This is a genomic window from Actinoplanes oryzae (assembly GCF_030757795.1).
GTDB lineage: Bacteria > Actinomycetota > Actinomycetes > Mycobacteriales > Micromonosporaceae > Actinoplanes.
The window spans coordinates 16,601-37,502 of sequence record NZ_JAUQWH010000070.1; the positions used below are offsets into that span (position 1 = coordinate 16,601).

General features: G+C 71.1%; 17 protein-coding genes and 1 tRNA gene. 8 read left to right on the forward strand and 10 right to left on the reverse strand.

What is annotated here, in order from left to right; all coding sequences use genetic code 11:
* Window positions 1-32 precede the first annotated feature (32 nt).
* Together RBH18_RS22555 and RBH18_RS22560 are read left to right on the forward strand one after the other, a co-directional pair.
* Window positions 33-929 (forward strand): phosphatase domain-containing protein, encoded by an 897-nt coding sequence (locus RBH18_RS22555; protein WP_306210933.1) that lies wholly within the window; start codon window positions 33-35, stop codon window positions 927-929.
* Window positions 929-1,561 carry an RNA ligase family protein gene (locus tag RBH18_RS22560; RefSeq protein WP_306210935.1) on the forward strand — a complete coding sequence of 211 codons (633 nt, stop codon included), beginning with the start codon at window positions 929-931 and terminating at the stop codon, window positions 1,559-1,561. Before RBH18_RS22555 ends, RBH18_RS22560 begins: the two co-directional genes overlap by 1 nt.
* A 265-nt stretch (window positions 1,562-1,826) precedes the next feature.
* Here the strand turns inward: RBH18_RS22560 and rho are convergent, their stop codons facing one another.
* Window positions 1,827-3,857 (reverse strand): transcription termination factor Rho, encoded by a 2,031-nt coding sequence (gene rho, locus RBH18_RS22565; RefSeq protein WP_306210937.1) that lies wholly within the window; start codon window positions 3,855-3,857, stop codon window positions 1,827-1,829.
* Between the two features lie 352 nt (window positions 3,858-4,209).
* Entirely contained in the window at window positions 4,210-5,088 is an 879-nt protein-coding gene (gene thrB / locus RBH18_RS22570) for a homoserine kinase (protein ID WP_306210940.1), read from the reverse strand.
* A 52-nt stretch (window positions 5,089-5,140) separates the two neighbouring features.
* Between thrB and RBH18_RS22575 the strand changes: the two genes are divergently transcribed.
* Complete coding sequence (locus RBH18_RS22575) at window positions 5,141-5,542, forward strand: hypothetical protein (RefSeq protein WP_306210942.1); 402 nt, start codon at window positions 5,141-5,143, stop codon at window positions 5,540-5,542.
* Between the two features lie 49 nt (window positions 5,543-5,591).
* On the opposite strand, the gene RBH18_RS22580 is transcribed toward RBH18_RS22575, so the two are convergent.
* On the reverse strand, window positions 5,592-6,821 hold the full coding sequence (locus tag RBH18_RS22580) for an MFS transporter (RefSeq protein WP_306210945.1): 1,230 nt from the start codon (window positions 6,819-6,821) through the stop codon (window positions 5,592-5,594).
* 66 nt (window positions 6,822-6,887) lie between these two features.
* A complete protein-coding gene (locus RBH18_RS22585) occupies window positions 6,888-10,130 on the reverse strand; it encodes an efflux RND transporter permease subunit (protein WP_306210947.1) in 3,243 nt (1,080 codons plus the stop codon).
* Window positions 10,131-10,235: 105 nt separating this feature from the next.
* On the opposite strand from RBH18_RS22585, the gene RBH18_RS22590 reads away from it, so the two are divergent.
* Both RBH18_RS22590 and RBH18_RS22595 read left to right on the forward strand, forming a co-directional pair.
* Entirely contained in the window at window positions 10,236-10,697 is a 462-nt protein-coding gene (locus RBH18_RS22590) for a MarR family winged helix-turn-helix transcriptional regulator (protein WP_306210950.1), read from the forward strand.
* 48 nt (window positions 10,698-10,745) lie between these two features.
* Window positions 10,746-11,144, forward strand: coding sequence for a hypothetical protein (locus tag RBH18_RS22595; RefSeq protein ID WP_306210952.1), 399 nt, complete (start codon window positions 10,746-10,748; stop codon window positions 11,142-11,144).
* A 207-nt stretch (window positions 11,145-11,351) separates the two neighbouring features.
* Here the strand turns inward: RBH18_RS22595 and thrC are convergent, their stop codons facing one another.
* The 5 genes from thrC to argS form a co-directional block, all read right to left on the reverse strand.
* Window positions 11,352-12,401, reverse strand: a complete 1,050-nt coding sequence (thrC, locus tag RBH18_RS22600; RefSeq protein WP_306210953.1) for a threonine synthase — start codon at window positions 12,399-12,401, stop codon at window positions 11,352-11,354.
* Between the two features lie 67 nt (window positions 12,402-12,468).
* Window positions 12,469-12,837, reverse strand: a complete 369-nt coding sequence (locus tag RBH18_RS22605) for a VOC family protein (RefSeq protein ID WP_306210955.1) — start codon at window positions 12,835-12,837, stop codon at window positions 12,469-12,471.
* 4 nt (window positions 12,838-12,841) lie between these two features.
* Window positions 12,842-14,155: a homoserine dehydrogenase gene (locus RBH18_RS22610; RefSeq protein ID WP_306210957.1), complete on the reverse strand. Its 1,314-nt coding sequence runs from the start codon at window positions 14,153-14,155 to the stop codon at window positions 12,842-12,844.
* Window positions 14,152-15,537 carry a diaminopimelate decarboxylase gene (gene lysA, locus RBH18_RS22615; RefSeq protein WP_306210959.1) on the reverse strand — a complete coding sequence of 462 codons (1,386 nt, stop codon included), beginning with the start codon at window positions 15,535-15,537 and terminating at the stop codon, window positions 14,152-14,154. Before lysA ends, RBH18_RS22610 begins: the two co-directional genes overlap by 4 nt.
* 53 nt (window positions 15,538-15,590) lie before the next feature.
* Window positions 15,591-17,234, reverse strand: coding sequence for an arginine--tRNA ligase (gene argS / locus RBH18_RS22620; protein ID WP_306210961.1), 1,644 nt, complete (start codon window positions 17,232-17,234; stop codon window positions 15,591-15,593).
* Between the two features lie 97 nt (window positions 17,235-17,331).
* On the opposite strand from argS, the gene RBH18_RS22625 reads away from it, so the two are divergent.
* The 3 genes from RBH18_RS22625 to RBH18_RS22635 all read left to right on the forward strand — a co-directional run bounded on the left by RBH18_RS22625 (window position 17,332) and on the right by RBH18_RS22635 (window position 19,272).
* Complete coding sequence (locus RBH18_RS22625; RefSeq protein WP_306210963.1) at window positions 17,332-18,144, forward strand: DUF3105 domain-containing protein; 813 nt, start codon at window positions 17,332-17,334, stop codon at window positions 18,142-18,144.
* Window positions 18,144-18,821 carry a DUF305 domain-containing protein gene (locus RBH18_RS22630; RefSeq protein ID WP_306210965.1) on the forward strand — a complete coding sequence of 226 codons (678 nt, stop codon included), beginning with the start codon at window positions 18,144-18,146 and terminating at the stop codon, window positions 18,819-18,821. Before RBH18_RS22625 ends, RBH18_RS22630 begins: the two co-directional genes overlap by 1 nt.
* A 379-nt stretch (window positions 18,822-19,200) precedes the next feature.
* A tRNA-Arg gene (locus RBH18_RS22635) sits at window positions 19,201-19,272 on the forward strand.
* A gap of 121 nt (window positions 19,273-19,393) precedes the next feature.
* Here the strand turns inward: RBH18_RS22635 and RBH18_RS22640 are convergent.
* On the reverse strand, window positions 19,394-20,599 hold the full coding sequence (locus RBH18_RS22640; RefSeq protein ID WP_306210967.1) for a sigma-70 family RNA polymerase sigma factor: 1,206 nt from the start codon (window positions 20,597-20,599) through the stop codon (window positions 19,394-19,396).
* Between the last annotated feature and the right edge of the window lie 303 nt (window positions 20,600-20,902).

The window sequence follows — 20,902 nt, forward strand, 5'->3', positions numbered from 1 at the left end:
AGGGCCAAGAAGGCATGCCCAGGAGACACAGCATGACGCGACTTTTGATCACGCGGGGGCTGCCCGCCTCGGGCAAGACCACGTTCGCCCGCAAGCTGCAGCCGCAGGTCGTCCGGGTCAACCGCGACGACCTGCGGCGGATGCTGCACGGCCGGCGCCTCTACACGCAGCATGCCGAGGCGCAGGTCACGCACGCCCAGCGGGCCGCCGTCGAGGCGCTGCTGCGCGCCCGCGCGGACGTGATCGTCGACGACACCAACCTGCGGGCCAAGACCGTACGCGAGTGGGCCGAGCTGGCGGCCCGCTTCCACGCGAGCTTCGAGGTGCACGACTTCACCGACGTGCCGGTGGACGAGTGCGTCCGGCGCGACGTCGACCGGCCGGAGGAGGACCGGGTCGGCGAGGACGTGATCCGCCGCATGCACGACCGCTATCTCGCGGGCAAGCGGCTCCCGCTGCCGATCCCGTACGTCGACCCGGGCGGCCCGGGCCACGTCTACGAGCCCGACCTGTCGCTGCCGCCCGTCGTCCTCGTGGACATCGACGGCACGGTGGCGCTGATGGGGGCGCGCAGCCCGTTCGACTGGTCGCGCGTGGGCGAGGACGCCCCCAACCCGGCCGTCATCACGGCGGTGCGCGCGATGCACGCCGCGGGCCACGCGATCGTCTTCTGCTCGGGGCGCGACGAGGTGTGCCGGGCGGAGACGGAGGCCTGGCTGGATCTTTACGTCGATGTGCCGTACGAAGGACTCTTCATGCGGCCCGCCGGCGACTCCCGCAAGGATGCGATCGTGAAGCGGGAGATCTTCGACACCGAGATCCGCGACCGGTGGCGGGTCGTCGGCGTGTTCGACGACCGTCAACAGGTGGTGCGCATGTGGCGCGCGCTGGGACTGACGGTGTTCCAGGTGGCGGAAGGGGACTTCTGATGAGCGGGCAGGCGGTCAAGTATCCGCGGACCTTCCACCTGCCCGACTCCCCCGGCGCCACGGCCGACGACCGGATCCAGCAGGATCTGACGTGGCTCGACGGCGAACTCGTCGTGACGGAGAAACTCGACGGCGGCAACCTGACCTTCACCCGCGACGCCATGTACGGCCGCTCCCCCGACTCCGGCACCCAGCCCTGGGACACCCCGGCGAAGGCCCTGTGGGCGATGACGTCGTACCGGATCCCCGACGAGTGGCGCGTCTGCGGCGAATCGATGTGGGCGCGGCGCAGCATCCCGTACGCGGATCTGCCGGGGGTCTTCATCGTCTTCGGCATCTGGGACGAGACCGACACCCTCCTGGGCTGGGACGACACGGTCGACTGGGCCCAGCGCCTCGAGCTCCCGGTCGTCCCGGTCCTCTACCGCGGCGGCAGCCTGAGCGAGGCCCGGGCGGCGTGGGCGACGCGCCACACCCCGGAGACCTCCGAGGGCTTCGTGGTCCGTTCCGCCGGCCGCATCCCCGCGGCCGAGTTCCCCCTCAAGCTCCTCAAGTGGGTACGCCCCGACCACGTCCGCACCGACGACAGCTGGCGCCACCGCGACGACTTCCCGGTGAACGGCTTCGCCTGAGCCCGCCGCACGACCGGCACCGCTGCCCCCGCGAGCCCGCCGCACGACCGGCACCGCTGCCCCCGGGAGCGCACCGCACGACCGGCACCGCGGGAGCCCCACGCTCGGCCCCGCTCTCCCGGGGAAAGCCCCGGAGCCGGTCGAGCATCGCGTGGAAATGGGCGGCCGGCTCGACCGTCCTGCCCGATTCCGCGGGCGACAGGGCCGGCGCGGGCATGACGAAGGGCGGCCACCGGGTGGTGACCGCCCCTGATCGTGCTCGTGCTTACTCGCCCGGCGTGCTCTTGGCGATCTGCATCAGGAACTCGATGTTCGTCCGGCTCTGCTTGAGCCGGTCGAGCAGCAGGTCCAGCGCGGCGCCCGACTCCAGGGAGCTGAGCACCTTGCGGAGCTTGTGCACGACCGCCAGCTCCTCCTTGCCGAGCAGGATCTCTTCCTTGCGCGTGCCGGAGGGGTGGGTGTCGATGGCCGGGAAGACGCGCTTGTCGGCGATCTTCCGGTCGAGCTTGAGCTCGGCGTTGCCGGTGCCCTTGAACTCCTCGAAGATGACCGTGTCCATCATCGAGCCCGTCTCCACCAGCGCCGTGGCGATGATGGTGAGCGAGCCGCCGTTCTCGATGTTGCGGGCCGCGCCGAGGAAGCGCTTGGGCGGGTAGAGCGCGGTCGAGTCGATACCGCCGGACATGATGCGTCCGGAGGCCGGCGCCGCCAGGTTGTAGGAGCGGCCGAGGCGGGTGACCGAGTCGAGCAGCACGACGACGTCGTGGCCCAGCTCGACCAGGCGCTTGGCGCGCTCGATCGCCAGCTCGGCGACCGTGGTGTGGTCCTGCGGCGGCCGGTCGAACGTGGCCGCGATGACCTCGCCCTTGACCGAGCGCTGCATGTCGGTGACCTCTTCGGGCCGCTCGTCGACCAGCACGACCATCAGGTGGCACTCGGGGTTGTTGTGGGTGATCGCGTTGGCGATCGCCTGCAGCACCATCGTCTTGCCGGCCTTGGGCGGCGAGACGATCAGGGCCCGCTGGCCCTTGCCGATGGGCATCACCAGGTCGATGACGCGCGTGGTCAGGATGTGCGGCTCGGTCTCCAGCCGCAGGCGCTCCTGCGGGTAGAGCGGGGTGAGCTTGTAGAACTCGGGACGCCTGCGGGCCTCCTCGGGCTCCATGCCGTTGATGGTGTCGAGGCGGACCAGCGGGTTGTACTTGTCGCGGCGCTGGTCGCCGCCGGCCCCCTCGCGGGGCGCGGACCGCACGGCGCCGGTGACGGCGTCGCCGCGGCGCAGGCCGTGCTTCTTGACCTGCGACATCGACACGTAGACGTCGTTGGGACCGGACAGGTAGCCGGTCGTGCGGACGAACGCGTAGTTGTCGAGGACGTCCAGGATGCCGGCGACCGGCACGAGGACCTCGTCCTCGGCGACGTGCGGCTCGCGGCCCTCGCGGCCACCGCCGCCCTCGCCGTCGCGGTCGCGACCCCGGCGGCGGTCACGGAAGCGGCTGCGCCGGCTGCGGCGGCCGCCCTCTCCGCCGTCGTTGTCGTCGTCGTCGTGGGCGTCGTTGCGCGGGCCCCGGTCGTTGCGGTCACCGCGGTCGTTGCGGTCGCCCCGGTCGTTGCGCTCGCCCCGGTCGCCGCGGTCGTTGCGGTCGCGGTCGCCGCCCTCGCCCCGCTGCTGGTTGCGCTGGCGGTCGCGGTTGCGCTCGCCGCGCTCGGGACGGTCGCCCCGGTCGCCGCGCTCGGTGTCGCCCTCGGTGCGGGTGTCGCCCTGCTCGCGCGGCTCACGCTCGGCGCGGTCCTGGCGATCCTGGCGGTCCTGGCCCTGGCGCTCGCGCCGGCTGCGGCGGCCCTGCTCGGGCTGCTGGCCCTGCTCGGCCGGCTGCTCGGTCGCGGGCGCGGTCGCCGCGGGGGCGGCCTGCACGGCGGCGGGCGCCTCCTGGGCGACGGGCTGCGGCGCGGTGGACTGCGGCGCGCTGACCTGCGGAGCGGCCTCGGCGGCCGGCGCGGTCACCGGCTCGGCGGCCGCGGCGGCGCTGCCCCGGCGGGGGCGGGGCGCGGCCTCGGCGGCCGGGGCGGCGGACCCGCCGCCACCGTTCTGACGGTCCGTGATGGCGGTGATCAACTCGCCCTTGCGCATCCGGGCGGTGCCGGAGATGCCCAGGGAGGCCGCGAGGCTCTGCAGCTCGGGCAGCAGCATGGCGGAGAGCCCGGTGCCGCCACGGCGGCGCTTGGTGACAGCAGTGGTGGTGCCGTCAGCAGCGACGTCAGAAACACCCGACGTCACGTCGGTGGTGTCGCTCAATGGATTCCTTCCGTCGAAAAAACCAAGTCCACCCGGGTCTGCAGCCTGGTGGCCGGGTGCCCTCGGACCCCGCTTCGCATGTGCGGTGCGGGAGTTTTGCAGCACGGCAGCTCGACGGTCTCCCGCCCCGTCGGACAAAGACGGGTAGGTCTCGGCGAGTGCAGCGACCTGGAGACCTGTGGACCGGCGTGTGCCTGATGAGAAGTGAGACGAGCCGGATCGGCATGAGTCTCGGGGGTGCGCGCCGGACCGCAGAGATCGCTTGCTTCGCGGCTGTGCTAGGTCTTGAGCGTAATCAACTCATGCGACCTGCGGCAACAGTGTCCCGCTCGGCGTGTTCCACCATACTCCCTCACGCAAGGGCTCCGGCGCTGTCCACCCCCAACGTTTCGGCGCGCCACGTCATTCCGGGGTGGAAATCGCCCGGGACCGGCCCGAACGCGAGCACGGTGGGCCCGGCTCCGCTGACCACGGCCGGCACGCCGACCGAGCGCAGCGAGGCGACCAGGGAGGCCGTACCCGGCATGGCCTCGGCCCGATAGCCCTGGTGGAGGCGGTCCTCGGTCGCCGTGAGCAGCAGCCCGGGGTCGTGCTGGAGGGCGTGCACGAGCAGCGCGGCGCGGCTCGTGTTGAACGCGGCGTCCGCGTGCGGCACGCTCGGCGGCAGCGCGGCGCGCGCCGTCGAGGTCAGCCCGCGTTCCTGGGGTACGAAGATGGTCGGGCGCACGTCGCCGGACACAGCCAGCCGCACGGCCCGGGCGCCGGTCGCCTCGGTCCAGGCGATGGTGAAGCCGCCGAGCAGGCAGGGCGCGACGTTGTCGGGGTGCCCCTCGAGGCGCGCGGCGATGCGCAGGGCGTCGTCGTCGGTGATCTTCGTCGTCGCGAGCGCCCGGGCGAGTTGCACGCCGCCGACGATGGCCGCGGACGAGGAGCCCAGGCCACGCGCCTGCGGGATGCGGTTGACGCACTCCACGGCCACCCCGGCGGGCCGGCCGCCCAGCTCGTCGAAGGTCGCCAGCATCGCCCGCACGACCAGGTGCGACTCGTCGGAGGGCAGGTCACCCGCGCCCTCGCCGGTGACCGAGACGGTGCAGCGGTCCCCGGTGACCCGGGCGGTCAGGTCGTCGTACAGGGTGAGCGCGAGGCCCAGCGAGTCGAAGCCCGGCCCGAGGTTGGCGCTGGTGGCCGGGGTCCGCACGTGCACCGGCTCGGAGGCGAAAGTCAGGCCCATGCGCCGACTCTAGTGGTCGATCATCAGCGGCTCACCGGGTACGGTCGCCGCCATGAGCGTCGGATACGTCCTCTCGATCCTGGTCGGCCTGCTGCCCGAGGCGGGAGTGATCCTCGCCGGCTTCGTCCTCGTGCCCCGCACCCGGGAGCGGCTGGGCCGGCGCAGCACCACCCTGGCGTACCTGGGCCTGGGCGCCCTCGCCGCCGGGCTGGCGCTCAGCTTCCTCTGGTCGCTGCTGATCCCGACGCTGATCGGCGGCGAGGCGGTGTCGGCCTCGGTGTGGCAGGTGCTCAATCTGATCGTCGGCCTGATCCGCACGGTGTTCTCCGCCGGGGGCGTCGCGCTGCTGCTCGGCGCCCTGCTGACCCGCAACCCGGCGGGGGCCGGGCTGGCCGACCGTGCCCCCGGCGGTTTTCTGGGCACGGTGCAGGAGCCCGCGTCGGGACAACGCTGAGGCTCGGGCGGCGCCCGCCGTCTCCACAGCAGGCGCCGTCCCGTAGTGATCAGACGAGCTCGGAAGGTTGCCCGGTCAGGGACAGTTTCCGGGTCGCGATGCGCCAGCCGATCGCGTAGACGACAGTCACGAGGCCGCAGGCGACGAGGACGATGCGCTTGTCGAAGTGGTCGACGACGGCCGCCACGCCCAGCTGGCTGACCGCGATCGCCAGCGTGGCCAGCATGAGGTCGGTGGCGAAGACGCGGCCCCGGAGGCGGTCGGGCACCTCGCCCTGCAACGCGTAGTTGCTCAGCACCCAGTTGCTGCCGCCCGCAAAGTGCGCCACGAAGACCAGCACGAGGACGAGCGGGAACCACGGGGCGAACGCGACGCCGATGTAGCCGAGGCCGTACAGGATCATGGAGAGCGCGAGGCCGGGCAGCAGCCAGGCGCGGTGCCGCAGGACCGGGCGCAGCACCAGCGGGCCGATCAGCGCGCCGGCGCCGCGGACCGCGAAGAGCAGGCCCGCGCCGAGCGCCCCGACGCCGTACATGGTGGCCAGCAGGGGGAAGACGGTGAGCACGCCGTTGCCGAGGCCGACCGCCGACTTGACCGTGACGAGGGCGCCGAGCCGGGGCCGGGCGCCGATGTAGCGCAGCGCCTCGAGCATGGCGTGCCAGCTGCGTACCGGGGTGGCGTCCGGGTCGCGCGGCGCCTGCAGCGGGCGGCGGATGAGCATGGTCAGGACCGCGGCCACGAACAGGCTCGCGGCGGCGACGCCGAAGCTGACGTACGGCCCCGCGGCGCTGCTCACGATCCCGCCCAGCGACGCGCCGACGATCGTCATGGTGCCCCAGGCGGAGCCGGCGACGGTGTTCGCGGCGGCGAGGTCGCCGGGGTCGACGACGTTCGGCAGGGCGGCGGAGGCAGCCGGGGAGTAGAACGCCTTGGCGACGGCGACCGCCCCGATCGCGACCAGGGCCAGGGGCGCGGTCGCGGCTGAACGGACCGTGAAAAGCAGAAGAACAGCCACGAACGCCGCGAGGTTGGCGGCGATCAGGATCTTGCGGCGGTCCAGGCGGTCGGCGACGGTTCCCGTGTACGGCAGCAGCAGCGCATTGATGCCCGTGTCGGCGGCCAGGACGAGGGCGCCCCAGACGCCGCTCCCGGTGAGCTCGGGCAGCAGCACGAGCAGCGGCACCATGACGAACCAGTCGGCGCCGAAGACGACCAGCTCGGCGGCGAAGAGGCGCCGGAAGTCACGGTTGCGGGTAAGGACCGAAAACGGGGTGGGCACGTACGCAGACAGTACCGGCCGCCCCCGCGCGTGCGGGGGCGGCCGGTTTACTGCCTGATGTGCTGATCAGCCCTCGGTCTGCGGGCGCTTCGGCATCTTCAAGACCTCGAACTGGTCCGTGTAGCCGCGGAGAGCACCCGGCGCCTCCTCGGACCGCACCGGCGCGTCCTGGGCGGCCTCCGGCTCCGGCTCCGGGTCCGGGGCGGCGTGCCGCGGCGACGGCTGCACGCCGGCCTTGCGGGCCCGCCGGCGGTCCCGCTTCTCCCGGCGGCTGATCTTGGTGTTCTCGACCATCGTGTAGAGGGCCGGGACCAGCACCAGGGTCAGCAGCGTCGAGCTGACCAGGCCGCCGATGACCACGACGGCCAGCGGCTGCGAGATGAAGCCGCCCTCGCCGGTGAGGCCGAGCGCCATCGGGATCAGCGCGAAGATGGTCGCGATCGCCGTCATGAGGATCGGCCGCAGGCGGTGCCGGCCACCCTCGACGACCGCCTCCCGTACGCCCAGACCGGCCGCACGGTAGTGGTTGATGAGGTCCATGAGCACGATGGCGTTGGTGACCACGATGCCGACGAGCATCAGGACACCGATCAGTGCCGGCACGCCCAGCGGGGTCCCCGTGGCGAGCAGCAGCGCGATGGCGCCGGTCGCCGCGAACGGGATCGAGATGAGCAGCAGCAGCGGCTGGAGCAGGCTGCGGAACGTCGCCACCATGATCACGAAGACGATCGCGATGGCGGCGAGGACGGCGAGCCCCAGGTCGGCGAAGGCGTCGGCCTGGTCCTGGCTGACACCCCCGATGGCGTACGAGGCCCCGGCCGGCAGGGTCAGCTCCTCGAGCCGCTGCGTCAGGTCGGTCGTGACCGCGCCGACGTTCGAGCCGGTGGCCGTGCCGTCGACCGTCACGCTGCGGTTGCCGTCGATCCGGGTGACCTCCTCGGGCCCGGCGACCTCCTTGACGTCGGCGACCTGGTCGAGGGGCACGCGCTGCCCGGCCGGCGTGGTGATCGGCAGTGCGCGCAGGGCCGCGGCGCTGGCCGGCGGGGCGCCGAACGTCACGACCACGTCCTGGCTCGCGCCGTCGACCGTGATCTGCCCGGCCGGCGCGGAGCGGAACGCCCCGGCGACAGCCTGGCCGACGGCGGCCTCGGTGAGCCCGCGCTGGGCGGCGGCGGCCCGGTCGACCTGCACGTCGAGGCGCGGCACGCTGGCGGCGAGCGACGAGCCGACGTCGGTCACGTCCGGGGTGCCGGCCATGGCGTCCTGCACGAGCTTGGTGGCCGTCTGCAGGGCCTCCTGGTCGTTGGCCTGCACGACGACCGAGAGCTGGCTGCCGTCGAAGCCGGTGCCGCTGTCGCCGCCGACCGTGACCTCGCCGACGTCGGTCAGGCCCTTGAACTCCGCACGCAGCTCGTCGGAGACCTTGACCGAGTCGACGTCGGACTTGAGCGCCACGTTGAAGCTGGCGCCGCTGGCCCCGCCCGAGCCCGCGAACGGGTTGAACTCCCCGCTGCCGACCGTCACCTGGTACGTCTCGACGTCGTCGCGGCCCGCGAGCACCGCCTCGACCTTCTTGGCGGCGGCGTCGGTGGCGGCCAGGCTGGTGCCGACGGGCAGGTCCTGGCTGATCGTGATGGTGTCCTGGCCGGACTGGTCGATGAAGTTGGTCTCCAGCCGGCTGGCCAGGCCGAGCGTGCCGATGAGCACGACGACACCGATCGCCACGGTGGCCCAGCGGGTGCCCCGGCTCCGGGTGACCCAGCGGATGATCGGGAGATAGCCGCGCTGCAGCGGGCTGCGCAGCTCCTTCTCCTCGGCCGCCTTGCGCACGGCCTCCGACTCGGCGCCACCCGCGGCGGGCCGCAGGAACCAGTACGCCAGCACGGGCACCACGGTCAGCGACACGAACAGCGACGCGATCAGCGCCACGGTCACCGTGATCGCAAACGGCGAGAACAGCTGCCCGACGAACCCGCCGACCAGCGCGATCGGGGCGAACACGGCCACGGTCGTCAGCGTCGAGGCGGTGACGGCCCCGGCCACCTCCTTCACGCCGGCCATGACGGCGTGCACCTTCTCCTCGCCGTACCCGAGGTGGCGCTTGATGTTCTCCAGCACCACGATCGAGTCGTCGACCACCCGCCCGACGGCGATGGTCAGCGCGCCGAGGGTGAGCAGGTTGAGCGAGTAGTCGCCGATCCAGAGGCTGATCAGCGCGATCAGCACGGACAGCGGGATGGACACCGCCGTCACGAGCGTGGAGCGCACGGACAGCAGGAAGATCAGGATGACGATGACGGCCATCACGAGGCCGAGCAGGCCCTCGGTGGTCAGGCTCTCGATCGACCGCTCGACGAAGGGCGCCTGGTCGGTGATGACCGTGAGCTTGGTGTCCGAGGCGCTCTGCAGGTCGGTGAGCTTGTCGCGCACCTCGTGCGAGATCGCGACCGGGTTGCCGTCGGGCGAGGCGGTGACGGCGACGCCGAGGCTCTCCACGCCGTCGGTGCGGGTGTAGGAGGTCGCCGTCGACTCCTCGGTGGTGACCGAGGCGACGTCGCCGAGCTTGGTCGAGCCGTTGAGATAGAGGCCCTTGAGCTGGTCGATCGAGGTGATCGGCGCCCCGACCTGGACGCTCAGCGTGCGGTCGCCCTCGGTGAGCGCGCCGGCCGGCACCGAGATGCCGTTGCTCTGCAGCAGCGTGGTGAGGGCCTGCGGGCTCGCCCCGGACGCCGCCAGCTTGGCGAGGTCGGGCTTGATGACGACCTGCCGCGTACGGGTGCCGGTGACCTGCACCTCGCGGACGCCCTCGATCGCCTTGAGCTCGGGCACGACGTTCGTCTCGAGCCGGTTGGCCAGGTCGTTCTGGTCGGAGCCGCCGGACGCGGCCAGGATGATGGCCGGGATGTCGTCCGTGCTGCCGGCGAAGACCGTCGGCTCGACGTTGTCGGGCAGCTGTGCCTGGATCCGGTTGATCGACGTGGTCAGCTGGTTGACCGCGTTGTCGATGTCGGTGCCGAACTCGAACGTCACCTGGATCGTGGCCGAGCCCTCACGGGTCGTCGACTGCACCGAGTCGAGCCCGTCGGCCCCTTGGACCGCCTGCTCGATCGGCTCGGTGACCTGCTCCTCCATGATCTCCGGGGAGGCACCGGGCAGCGACGCGCCGATGAACGCGCCGGGGAACTCCAGCGAGGGCAGGAGCTGCTGCTTGAGAGAGGGGATGGCGTACACACCGAAACCGGTGATCACCACGGCTATGAGGGCCACCAGCCCCCGGTTCGCGAGACTGAGCCTCGTCAGAAATGACATGTGCTCCCCCGGAAAAGTTCGGTCAAGACATATAGTTTGCCCGACGCGAACAAATTCTTTTTGCCCGGGGCCAGGTCGCCGCCGGAGCGCAACACAGGAGGACCGGTGTCCGCGAACGATCACCTCATCGCCGACATCATGGCAGCGCAGCAACGCCTGCAGGAGCTGTTCGTGCAGGATCGGGCGGACCCGCTCTTCGCCTCGCACCTCACCATGCAACAGCTGAAAGTGCTCATGCTCCTGCACCGCCTCGGCGACACCTCGGGCCGCGAACTGGCCGGCGTCATGGGTGTGAGCCTCGCCACCCTCAGCGGCATGGTCGACCGCCTGGTCGCCCAGGACATGGTGACCCGCACCGAAGACCCCCACGACCGCCGCGTCCGCCGCATCAGCCTCAGCCCCCAGGGCCGCGAGCTGGTCGACAAGATCGCCAACGCCGGCGCCGACCTCCAGCTCCGCCTGCTCAACCGCCTCACCGGCACCGAGCTGCAAGCCGTCCGCGACGGCCTGAACGCCATGATCCGCGCCGCGTCGGAGGAGACCGCGTCCGTACCCGGGGAGCGTTGAGTACGGGGACTCATCCCGGCCGCCGGCGGCTGCGGAAGGCTCGTCGGCATGGCAGACAACAAGCGTGTTCTCGGTTGGACGGCGGCCCTCGTGGCCGGCAGCGGCGTGGCCTATGCGGGACTGCTCGGCTGGGACACCCAGCGCGACTTCGACCCGGTGACCAGCCACTCCAGCGGGCCCTACGAGGCGTGGCAGGTGGTCGCGCTCGCGCTGATCGTCGGGGCGCTGGGCTTCGCCGCGGGGCGGGCGGGGCACGCATGGCTGGCGCTGGTGACCCTGACGCTGACCGTCACGGCGGCCTTCGTGCTCGTGGCGATCAGGGAGCCGCAAGGCGACGGGCTCTGGCCGATCGGCGCGGCGCTCACCCTGCTCGGCACCCTCGCGGGCACCCTGGTCACCACCCAGCTGGGCCGGCTGACCGCGCCGCAGCCCGTCCCGGTCGGCTGAGCCGCGCCACGCCTGAGCCGCGCCACGCCCGGGCCGCGCCACGCCGAGTTACGCCCGGGCCGCGCCACGCGCAGGCCGAACCGCGCCGGGCCCAGCCGCCTCACGTCCGGGCAGAGCCGGCGCTCACATCCGGGCGGAGCCGGCGCTCACATCCGGGCGGAGCCGAGCGCTCGCGTCCGGCCCGTCGGCAAGCCGGGCGGCGGACGCTCAGGCGAGACCGAGCTCCCGCGCGGCGATCAGGACGTCGTTGCTGATCGTCGTGGGCGAGGGCGCGGTCGAGATGGCCCACTCCGGGTCCTTGAGGCCGTGCCCGGTGACGGTGCACACGACCTTGGCACCGGCGGGAACCTTGCCGGCTGCCGCCTGCTGGAGCAGCCCGGCGACGCTGGCCGCGCTGCCGAGCTCGACGAAGACGCCGACCTCGCGGGCCAGCAGCCGGTAGGCGTTGAGGATGTCCCGGTCGGTGACCGCGGAGATGAGGCCGCCGGAGGAGTCGCGGGCGTCGAGCGCCTTGGTCCAGCTGGCCGGGTTGCCGATGCGGATGGCCGTCGCGATCGTGGACGGCTGCTCGACGACCTTGCCGGTGACGATGGGGGCCGCGCCGGAGGCCTGGAAGCCGTACATCTTGGGCAGGATCGTGCTGTTGCCCGCCGCCTGGTCCTCCTGGTAGCCCATCCAGTAGGCGGAGATGTTGCCCGCGTTGCCGACCGGGAGGCAGTGGATGTCGGGGGCCGTGCCCAGGGCCTCGACGATCTCGAAGGCGGCCGTCTTCTGCCCGTGCAGGCGGAAGATGTTGACCGAGTTGACCAGGGCGACCGGGAAGTCCTGCGACAGCTTGGAGGCGAGCGCCAGACAGTCGTCGAAGTTGCCGTTGACCTGCAGGAGCTTCGCGCCGTGGACGAGCGCCTGGGCGAGCTTGCCCAGCGCGATCTTGCCCTGCGGGACGAGGACGGCGCAGGTGATGCCGGCCCGGGCGGCGTAGGCCGCGGCCGAGGCGCTCGTGTTGCCGGTGGAGGCGCAGATGATCGCCTTGGCGCCCTCCTCGACGGCCTTGGACACGGCCATCGTCATGCCGCGGTCCTTGAAGGAGCCGGTCGGGTTGGCGCCCTCGACCTTGAGGTAGACCTCGGCACCCGTGCGCTGGGACAGCACCGGGGCGGGCACGAGCGGCGTGTTGCCCTCGTGCAGGGAGACCACCGGCGTCTTGTCGGTGACCGGAAGTCGGTCGCGATAAGCCTCGATAAGTCCGCGCCACATGGTCTTTTCCTCTCAGCAGACCCCGACAGGATGCCTCACCGCACCGAATGCCGGGACCGAGCTTCCACTATTCGGGACCGTGGGACACGGCCTCGACATTGTTCCCGTCGGGATCGCGCACGAAGGCGCCGTAGTACGAAGGGTGGTACTCGGGGTGGATCGCCGGCGCGTGCAGCACCTCGGCGCCGGCCGCCACGGCCGCCGCGAAGAACGCGTCGACCGCGGCACGACTCTCCGCGCGGAACGCGATGTGCGACTCGCGGAAGCCGTCACCCGAGTCGAGCGCGCCGATCCAGAAGTCGGCGTGCTCCGACCCGTACCCCATGGCGACCTTGAAGTCACTCAGCCGGCGCAGGCCCAGCGGCGCGAGCACCGCGTCGTAGAACGCCGCGCTCGCGGCGAGGTCCGAGCACTGGAGACCGACGTGGTCGAGCATGCGGTCAGGCGCCTCCTTCGACCCGCAGGACCGACGCGATCGACCGTACGATCGGCAGCGCCCGCAGATCGTCGACAGTGGCCTGCAGGTTGGCGTCCGGGGCGCCGTGCGTGACGACGACCAGCGTCGCGTCCTCGTCGCGGCCCTGCTGGCGCACCGTGGCGATGGACACCTCGTGCTTCGCGAAGACGCCGGCGACCGTGGCGAGCACACCCTGCCGGTCGGCGACGTCGAGGCTGATGTGATAGCGCGTGACGGCCTCGCCGATGGCCCGGATGGGCAGGTGGGCGTACGCGCTCTCGCTCGGCGCCCGGGTCCCGGAGAGCCGGTTGCGAGCCGCCGCCACGATGTCGCCCAGCACCGCGCTCGCCGTGGGGGTGCCGCCCGCGCCCCGGCCGTAGAACATGAGCTGGCCCGCCGCCTCGGCCTCGACGAAGACCGCGTTGAAGGCGTCGCCGACGCTGGCCAGCGGGTGCGTACGCGGAATCATCGCCGGATGCACGCGGACGCTGACCGACTCCGCGCCGCTCGAGTCCGGGCCGCGCTCCGCGATGCAGAGCAGCTTGATCGTGCAGCCCATCTGCTTGGCGCTGGCCATGTCGGCCGCCGTCACGCCGGTCATGCCCTCGCGGAACACGTCGGCGGCCGTCACCCGGGTGTGGAAGGCGAGCGAGGCCAGGATAGCGGCCTTGGCGGCGGCGTCGAAGCCCTCGACGTCGGCGGTCGGGTCGGCCTCGGCGTAGCCCAGCTCGGTCGCCTCGTCCAGCGCCTCGCCGAAGCCGGCGCCGCTGGAGTCCATCGACGAGAGGATGAAGTTGGTCGTGCCGTTCACGATGCCGGTGACCCGGGTCACACGGTCGCCGTGCAGCGACTCCCGCAGCGGGCGCAGCAGCGGGATGGCCCCGGCGACCGACGCCTCGTAGTAGAGGTCGGCACCGCCCTCGGCCGCGGCGTCGTGCAGCGCGGCGCCGTCCTCGGCCAGCAGGGCCTTGTTCGCCGTGACGACGCTCTTGCCGGCCCGCAGCCCCTCGGTGAGCCAGGTGCGGGCGGGCTCGATGCCGCCCACCACCTCGATGATCACGTCGACGTCGTCCCGCTTGACCAGGCCGAGCGCGTCGGTGGTGAACAGCCCCGGGTCGACGGGCAGGTCACCCCGCTCCCGGCCGGGCCGGCGCACCGCGATGCCGACCAGCTCCAGCGGCGCCCCGATCCGGGCCGTCAGGTCGTCGGCCTGGTCGTGCAGGAGGCGTACGACCTCGCTGCCGACCGTGCCGCAACCGAGCAGGGCGAGGCGGACCGCAGGCTTACCAGAGCTCATCCCACATCCAATGCGAGCAGATCGTCTTCGGTCTCCCGGCGCACGATCACCCGGGAGGCACCGTCGCGGACCGCGATCACGGGCGGTCGCGGCACATGGTTGTAGTTGCTGGCCATGCTGCGGCAGTACGCTCCCGTGCCGGGCACGGCGACAAGATCTCCGGGCTGAACGTCGGCGGGCAGGAATTCATCCTTCACGACGATGTCCCCGGACTCGCAATGCTTTCCCACGACACGGGCCAGGATCGGCGGTTCGTGTGACGCACGTCCCGCCACGGTGGCCGAGTAGGACGCGTCGTACAGGGCCGTCCGGATGTTGTCGCTCATCCCGCCGTCGACGCTCACGTACGTGCGGAGGCCGTCGACGTCCTTGACGGTGCCGACCTCGTACAGGGTGAAGACGGACGGACCCACGATGGCCCGGCCGGGCTCGATCGAGAGCCTGGGCACGCGCAGCGCGGCCATCTCGCACTCGCCCTCGACGATCTTGTTGATGCGCTTCGCGAGGTCGGCCGGCGCCGACGGGTCGTCCTGCGTCGTGTACGCGATGCCGAAGCCCCCGCCCAGGTCCAGCTCGGGCAGCTCGACCCCGCGCGCGTCGCGGATCTGCGCCTGCAGCTCCAGCACCCGCCGCGCCGCGACCTCGAAGCCGGACGTGTCGAAGATCTGCGACCCGATGTGCGAGTGCAACCCCCGAAGATCGAGGACACCCTCGTCGAGTACGCGCGTAGCGGCCTCGAACGCGGCACCGCCCGCCAGCGAGAAGCCGAACTTCTGGTCCTCGTGCGCGGTCGCGATGAACTCGTGCGTGTGCGCCTCGACGCCGACCGTCACCCGGATGAGCACGGCGGGACTGGTCCCCGCCTCCCGCGCCAGCGCGGTCAGCCGGTCGATCTCGTGGAACGAGTCGAGCACGATCCGCCCCACGCCGGCCTCGAGCGCCCGGCGCAGCTCCGACACCGACTTGTTGTTGCCGTGGAAGCCGATCCGCTCCGCCGGGAAGCCCGCCGCCAGCGCCACGGCCAGCTCGCCGCCGGAGCACACGTCGAGGAAGAGCCCCTCCTCGTCGACCACCCGCACGACCGCCTTGCACAGGAACGACTTGCCCGCGTAGTAGACGTCGGCCCCGGCGAAGGCGCTCGCGAAGTCGCGGCAGCGGCCGCGGAGGTCGTCCTCGTCGAGGAGGTAGGCGGGGGTGCCGTACTCCTCGGCCAGGTCGAGCACGCTCACGCCGCCGATTTCCAGGGCCCCGGCCTGGTCGCGGTGCACTGTCCGCGGCCAGAGCTGCGGCACGAGGGCATTGACGTCTTCCGGGGTACGCAGCCAGGCCGGCCCGCGCGTGCCGAGCTCGCCGTGCAGCGCCCCGGCCTCATGTGCGCGCATCTCAGATCCTCCCAGCCGCGTCGCGTGGTACCGCTTCCTGCGCCCGCATGTCCCTACATCCTCTCCGGCGCGGACACCCCGAGGAGCCCCAAACCGTTCGCGATCACCGTTCGGGTGGCGTCGTTCAGCCAAAGGCGTGCCCGGTGCAGGTCGCCGATCTCCTCGTCGCCCTGCGGCAGGATCCGGCACTTGTCGTAGAACCGGTGGAAGTCGCCCGCCAGGTCCTCCAGGTAGCGGGCCACCCGGTGCGGCTCGCGCAGCTCGGCGGCGCTGCCCACGACCGCCGGATACTCACCCAGCGTCTTGAGGAGATCGTTCTCCTTCTCGTGGGTCAGCAGCTCGGGTTTGAAGTCGCCCGGCTCGCCGCGGGTCAGGCCCGCCTCGGCGGCGTTGCGCGAGATGCTGGCGGTGCGGGCCGCGACATATTGGACGTAGTAGACCGGGTTGTCGCTCTTCGCCCGGGTCCACAGGTCGATGTCGATGTCGATGGGGCTGTCGCTGGAGTAGCGCGCCAGGGCGTAACGGGTCGCGTCCACGCCCAGGGCGTCGACGAAGTCCTCGAGGGTCACGACCGTGCCGGCGCGCTTGCTCATGCGTACGGGCTCGCCGTCACGCACCAGATTGACCAGCTGGCCGATCAGGATCTCCAGGTTGACCGCCGGGTCGTCGCCGAAGCACGCCGACATGGCCTTCATCCGGCCGATGTAGCCGTGGTGGTCGGCGCCCAGCATGATCACGACCTGGTCGAAGCCGCGCTTGCGCTTGTCGAGGTAGTAGGCGCAGTCCGCGGCGAAGTAGGTCCAGTCGCCGTCCGACTTGCGCAGCACCCTGTCCTTGTCGTCGCCGAACTCGCTGGTCCGCAGCCAGGTCGCGCCCTCGGACTCGTAGACGTGGCCCTGCTCGCGCAGCCGGTCCAGCGCCTCCTGCAGCTCGCCGCGGTCGTGCAGGTCCTTCTCGTTGAAGTACGTGTCGAAGCGCACGCCGAAGTCGGCCAGCGACTGCTTGATCTCGGCGAACATCAGCTCGACGCCCCGCGTGCGGAACGTCTCCAGATCCGCGCCGGGCTGCTCCTTGACGATCGTCTCGGCGATCTCCGCGATGTAGGCGCCGCCGTAGCCGTCCTCCGGCGCCGGCTCACCCTTCGCGGCCGCCTCGAGGGAGCGCGCGAAGCGGTCGATCTGCGAGCCCGCGTCGTTGAAGTAGTACTCCGTGCCGACGTCGGCGCCCGACGCGCGCAGCAGGCGGGACAGCGCGTCGCCCACGGCCGCCCACCGGACGCCACCGATGTGCACGGGGCCGGTGGGGTTGGCGGAGACGAACTCCAGGTTGATGCGCCGGCCGCTCAGCCGGTCGGTGTGTCCGTATTCACTGCCCGCGGTGATGATGTCGCGGGCCAGCACGCCGGCCGCGGCCGCGTCGAGCCGGATGTTGAGGAAGCCGGGGCCGGCGATCTCCACCGACTTGATCCCCGGCTGCCCGCCCAGCTCCTCGGCGAGTGCCGCGGCGAACTCACGCGGCTGCACGCCCGCCTTCTTGGCCAGCTGCAGCGCCATGGTCGAGGCGTAGTCGCCGTGCTCGGGATTGCGGGGACGCTCCACCGTCGTCGTCTCCGGCAGCAGCGAGACGTCGAGGCCGCGGGTGACGAAAACGGCACGCGCGGCTGTGAGAACGGTGGCAGCGAGGTCAGCGGGAGTCACTGAGCCATGCTATCCGGGTAGACTTTGGCGCCCGGCGGCGTATCCAGGCCCCTGCGCGGGGTCCGGCCCGACCTTCCCCATGAATTGACGAGGCACGATGTCCATGAGCACCCCGGGGCCCGAGCGGGTTCCCTCCACCGTCAAGGTCGGCAAGACCTCCGGCCAGGGCAAGCCCCCGACCGGCGCCGCCGGCAAGAAGACGCCCGCCAAGGGCGCCCGGCCGGCCGGCAAGGGCCAGCCCGGCAAGGGCGGCAAGGGCCGCAAGGTTCAGCCGGTCAAGGTCAGCGGCGGCCGCAACTGGGGGCCGATCGCGGTGGCCGGTGTCGTCGTGCTGATCGCCGCGGGCATCATCGGCTACGGCATCTTCGCCTCGGCCAAGGGCAGCGCCTCCTGGGAGGAGCGCGCCGCGGACATCTCGGGCATCGTGGACTACCGCGCCCAGAAGAACGCGAAGATCGACTCGCGTAACCACGTCGAGGGCACCCAGACGTACGTGACGAGCCCGCCCGTCGGCGGCGACCACAACGCCACCTGGCAGAACTGCATGGGCGACGTCTACACCGAGCCCATCGCCAACGAGCACGCGGTGCACAGCCTCGAGCACGGCGCGGTCTGGGTCACGTACAAGCAGGGCCTCGCCCAGGACCAGATCGACAAGCTCACGACCAAGGTGCAGGGCAAGGACTACATGTTCATGAGCCCCTACGCCGGGCTCGACAAGAACATCTCCCTGCAGGTCTGGGGCTACCAGCTCAAGGTCGACAACGCGGACGACCCGCGCATCGACGAGTTCATCAAGGCGCTGCGCCTCAACGCGACGATGGAGCCCAACGCGGCCTGCTCCGGCGGCAACACGACCACCGGCCCGCTGGCCGCCACGGGCACGACCGGCGCGACCATGGGCAACTGATGACCGTCTCCACCGACGACCGGGACGCGGCGACCCCGGCCGCCGCGCCGGTCAACGGCAACGCCCCGGAGCGCACCCGCCGCTTCGGGGCGGCCTGGCTCGCCGCCGTCCTCGTCTTCGGCCTTGTGGTCGGCGTGGCCGGCGGCCTGCTCGTCCCCCGCCTCTACGGCACCCCGGGCGACGACTCGGTCGAGGCGGGCTTCCTGCGCGACATGAGCACCCACCACGCCCAGGCCGTCGAGATGTCGATGATCGCCCACGCGAACTCGACCAATTCCGACATCGTCACCCTCGCCGGCGACATCGCCCTCACCCAGCACGGCCAGGTCGCCACGATGCAGGCCTGGCTGCGCGACTGGCACCTGAGCCCCACCGGCTCCGCCGACCCGATGGCCTGGATGCCCGGCTCCGAGGGCTCGGTGGTCAACGGCCTCATGCCCGGCATGGCCACCCCGCAGCAGCTGGCCGACCTCCGCAAGGCCGCGAGCCCGGACCTCGACATCCAGTTCCTGACCCTCATGCGCCAGCACCACCTGGGCGGCATCCACATGGCCCAGGAAATCATCAACCTCTCCGGCAACGAGAAGGTCACCGACCTGGCCCAGACAATGGTCGCCGGCCAGCAAAGCGAGATCAACCTGATCGACGACCTCCTCGCCAAGCTCCAGAAGTCCTGACCGCACCCGCCCCACCCAGCCGCCCCGAGACCACCACCGGGGCGGCTGCTCCGTTCCCGCCCCGGCCCCCTCCCGCCGCCCTCCGCGCCTCGCCTCACGACCCCTTGCCGGCCACTCCGCGCGCCGGCCCCTCGCCCGCCGCCCCCGCGACGGCGTCACGCCACCCTTGCCCGCCGCCCTCCGCAACCGCGTCACGCCACCCTTGCCCGCCGGCCCGCGGGGCAAGCAAGACGCTTCGGGCCCGACCCGCGTCTCCGCGCCGGCGCCTCTCCCGGACCTCCCACTGCCCGCCGGGCGCCCTCATGAGCAGCGGGGACGCGCCCCGGCGGTATCCGGTTGCCGGGTGGCCCCGGCGGCCTGCTAGAGTTTCCCTCACTGAGCCCCCGTAGCTCAGGGGATAGAGCGTCGCCCTCCGGAGGCGAAAGCGCAGGTTCGAATCCTGCCGGGGGCACAAAACTTTCTTTACGCCGCCGGCCAGCCGATGCTGACGGCGGTCTTTTCGTACCCGCTATCGCGATCCGCGCGCCCCGCCCCGAGCTCCTCGCGGGTCAATGTTCGGGGGTCGGGCGCTGTCAGACGCCCTCCGACAGCGCTGCGAGCGCGCATCTGAGGCCCCAAGAGACGTCCGCTTCCGTAGCGTCGGTGAGACGAGCGACCTCGTTTAGCGGCAATTCATCGAAGTAGTGCAGGTACAGAAGCTCCTTCGACTCCTCGGACAGTCGACGGAACCGCCTGACGAGCGCACTGTCGCTGTCCATCCACTCTGTGGACACGACGCTGATGTCGATGACCTCCTGCATCAACAGATCGAGATTGTCGGTGAGCACGGTGTCACCGGCCGACAGCGCCTGAGCGACCTGACGGACAGCCTCCACCGGCAATTCGAGGTGCTGGGCCACCTCCATCTCACTCGGGCTCCGGCCGAGCGCCTGCAGGAGGAACTCCTCCGCCTCACGGACCATGAGGCCGTGGTTGCGAAGCGCAGCCCCCACCCCTGTCTGCAACCGCGACCAAATCAGATTTCGGGCCAACCCACCGATTCTTGCCTTCAAGTAACCAGGCAGATATCCACGCCGTGGGTCATGGTCCCGGACGGCGAGCACCAACCCCAGACCCCACAGCTCCTCGGCCAACTCCGGCCGACGGTAGCGGCCGGCAACGGATGAAGCGATCCGCTTGGCCATCGGCACGCATTCTTCGATGATCAAATTCTCCATCGCCCGCCGCACCGGGTCACTCTTCGCAATGTGCTGAAACTTGAGAAAGCGATCACGGATTTGCAGCTCATCGTCATTCGGCCGCAGGAGCGGGAAGGCGGCGATGACGTCCTTGTACGAGTGCTCCGGCCGCAGGAAGACTCTGACGAATTTCTTGAGCAAGGGCTCCTCGGGGAGTACGCCCCGCTCCAGGTCCCGCACATCCTCGGCGGTCACCCCGAGCCTGATGGCGAACTGCTTACGACTGCACTGCTCCATGACCCGCACAACGGCCACGTAGTCGGCGAAGCTCCGGTGACGAGCCGGATCCTTGGTCCGCCTCCACGGATGACCCAGCCTTGCGGCGATTCGATCGACGGTGAAGCCGACGTTGGGCGCTTCCTCGATCAAATCCAGGATGAAGGTCAGCGTCGGAACTCGCAGTCCCGCCCGATATCGTGAGATCGTCACTGTTGCATGCCCCGTCAGCTCAGACAGCTGCGACGGTCGCATATTGAGGGCCACCAGGAAAGCTTCGATCACGAATTTGCCGGCCTGTCGGCGCGACAATCCGGCTGGCATTTCCCTGCTTCTATGCATGCCAGGAAATTTAGCCGCGCGTCGATACCCGTAAGGCATTGCGTCAGATTCATGACCGGACGGGCGTGAACGCGTAACCAACGACTGGTCAACTCGTTCAATTTCTTTCCGGTCAAGTCGACCGCGAACAATCTGGACGATTTCACCTTGAGGTCGGGGGGCAGTTTTCCGGCCAGACGGAAGGGTGCGGCGCTCCGACGATGGCCCTGCCACACCGGTCGATCAATCCGCCCGGGGCGCTGGAGCGGACGCGGCATTGCCGGTGGCCGGCTAGCTCGCGGAAGT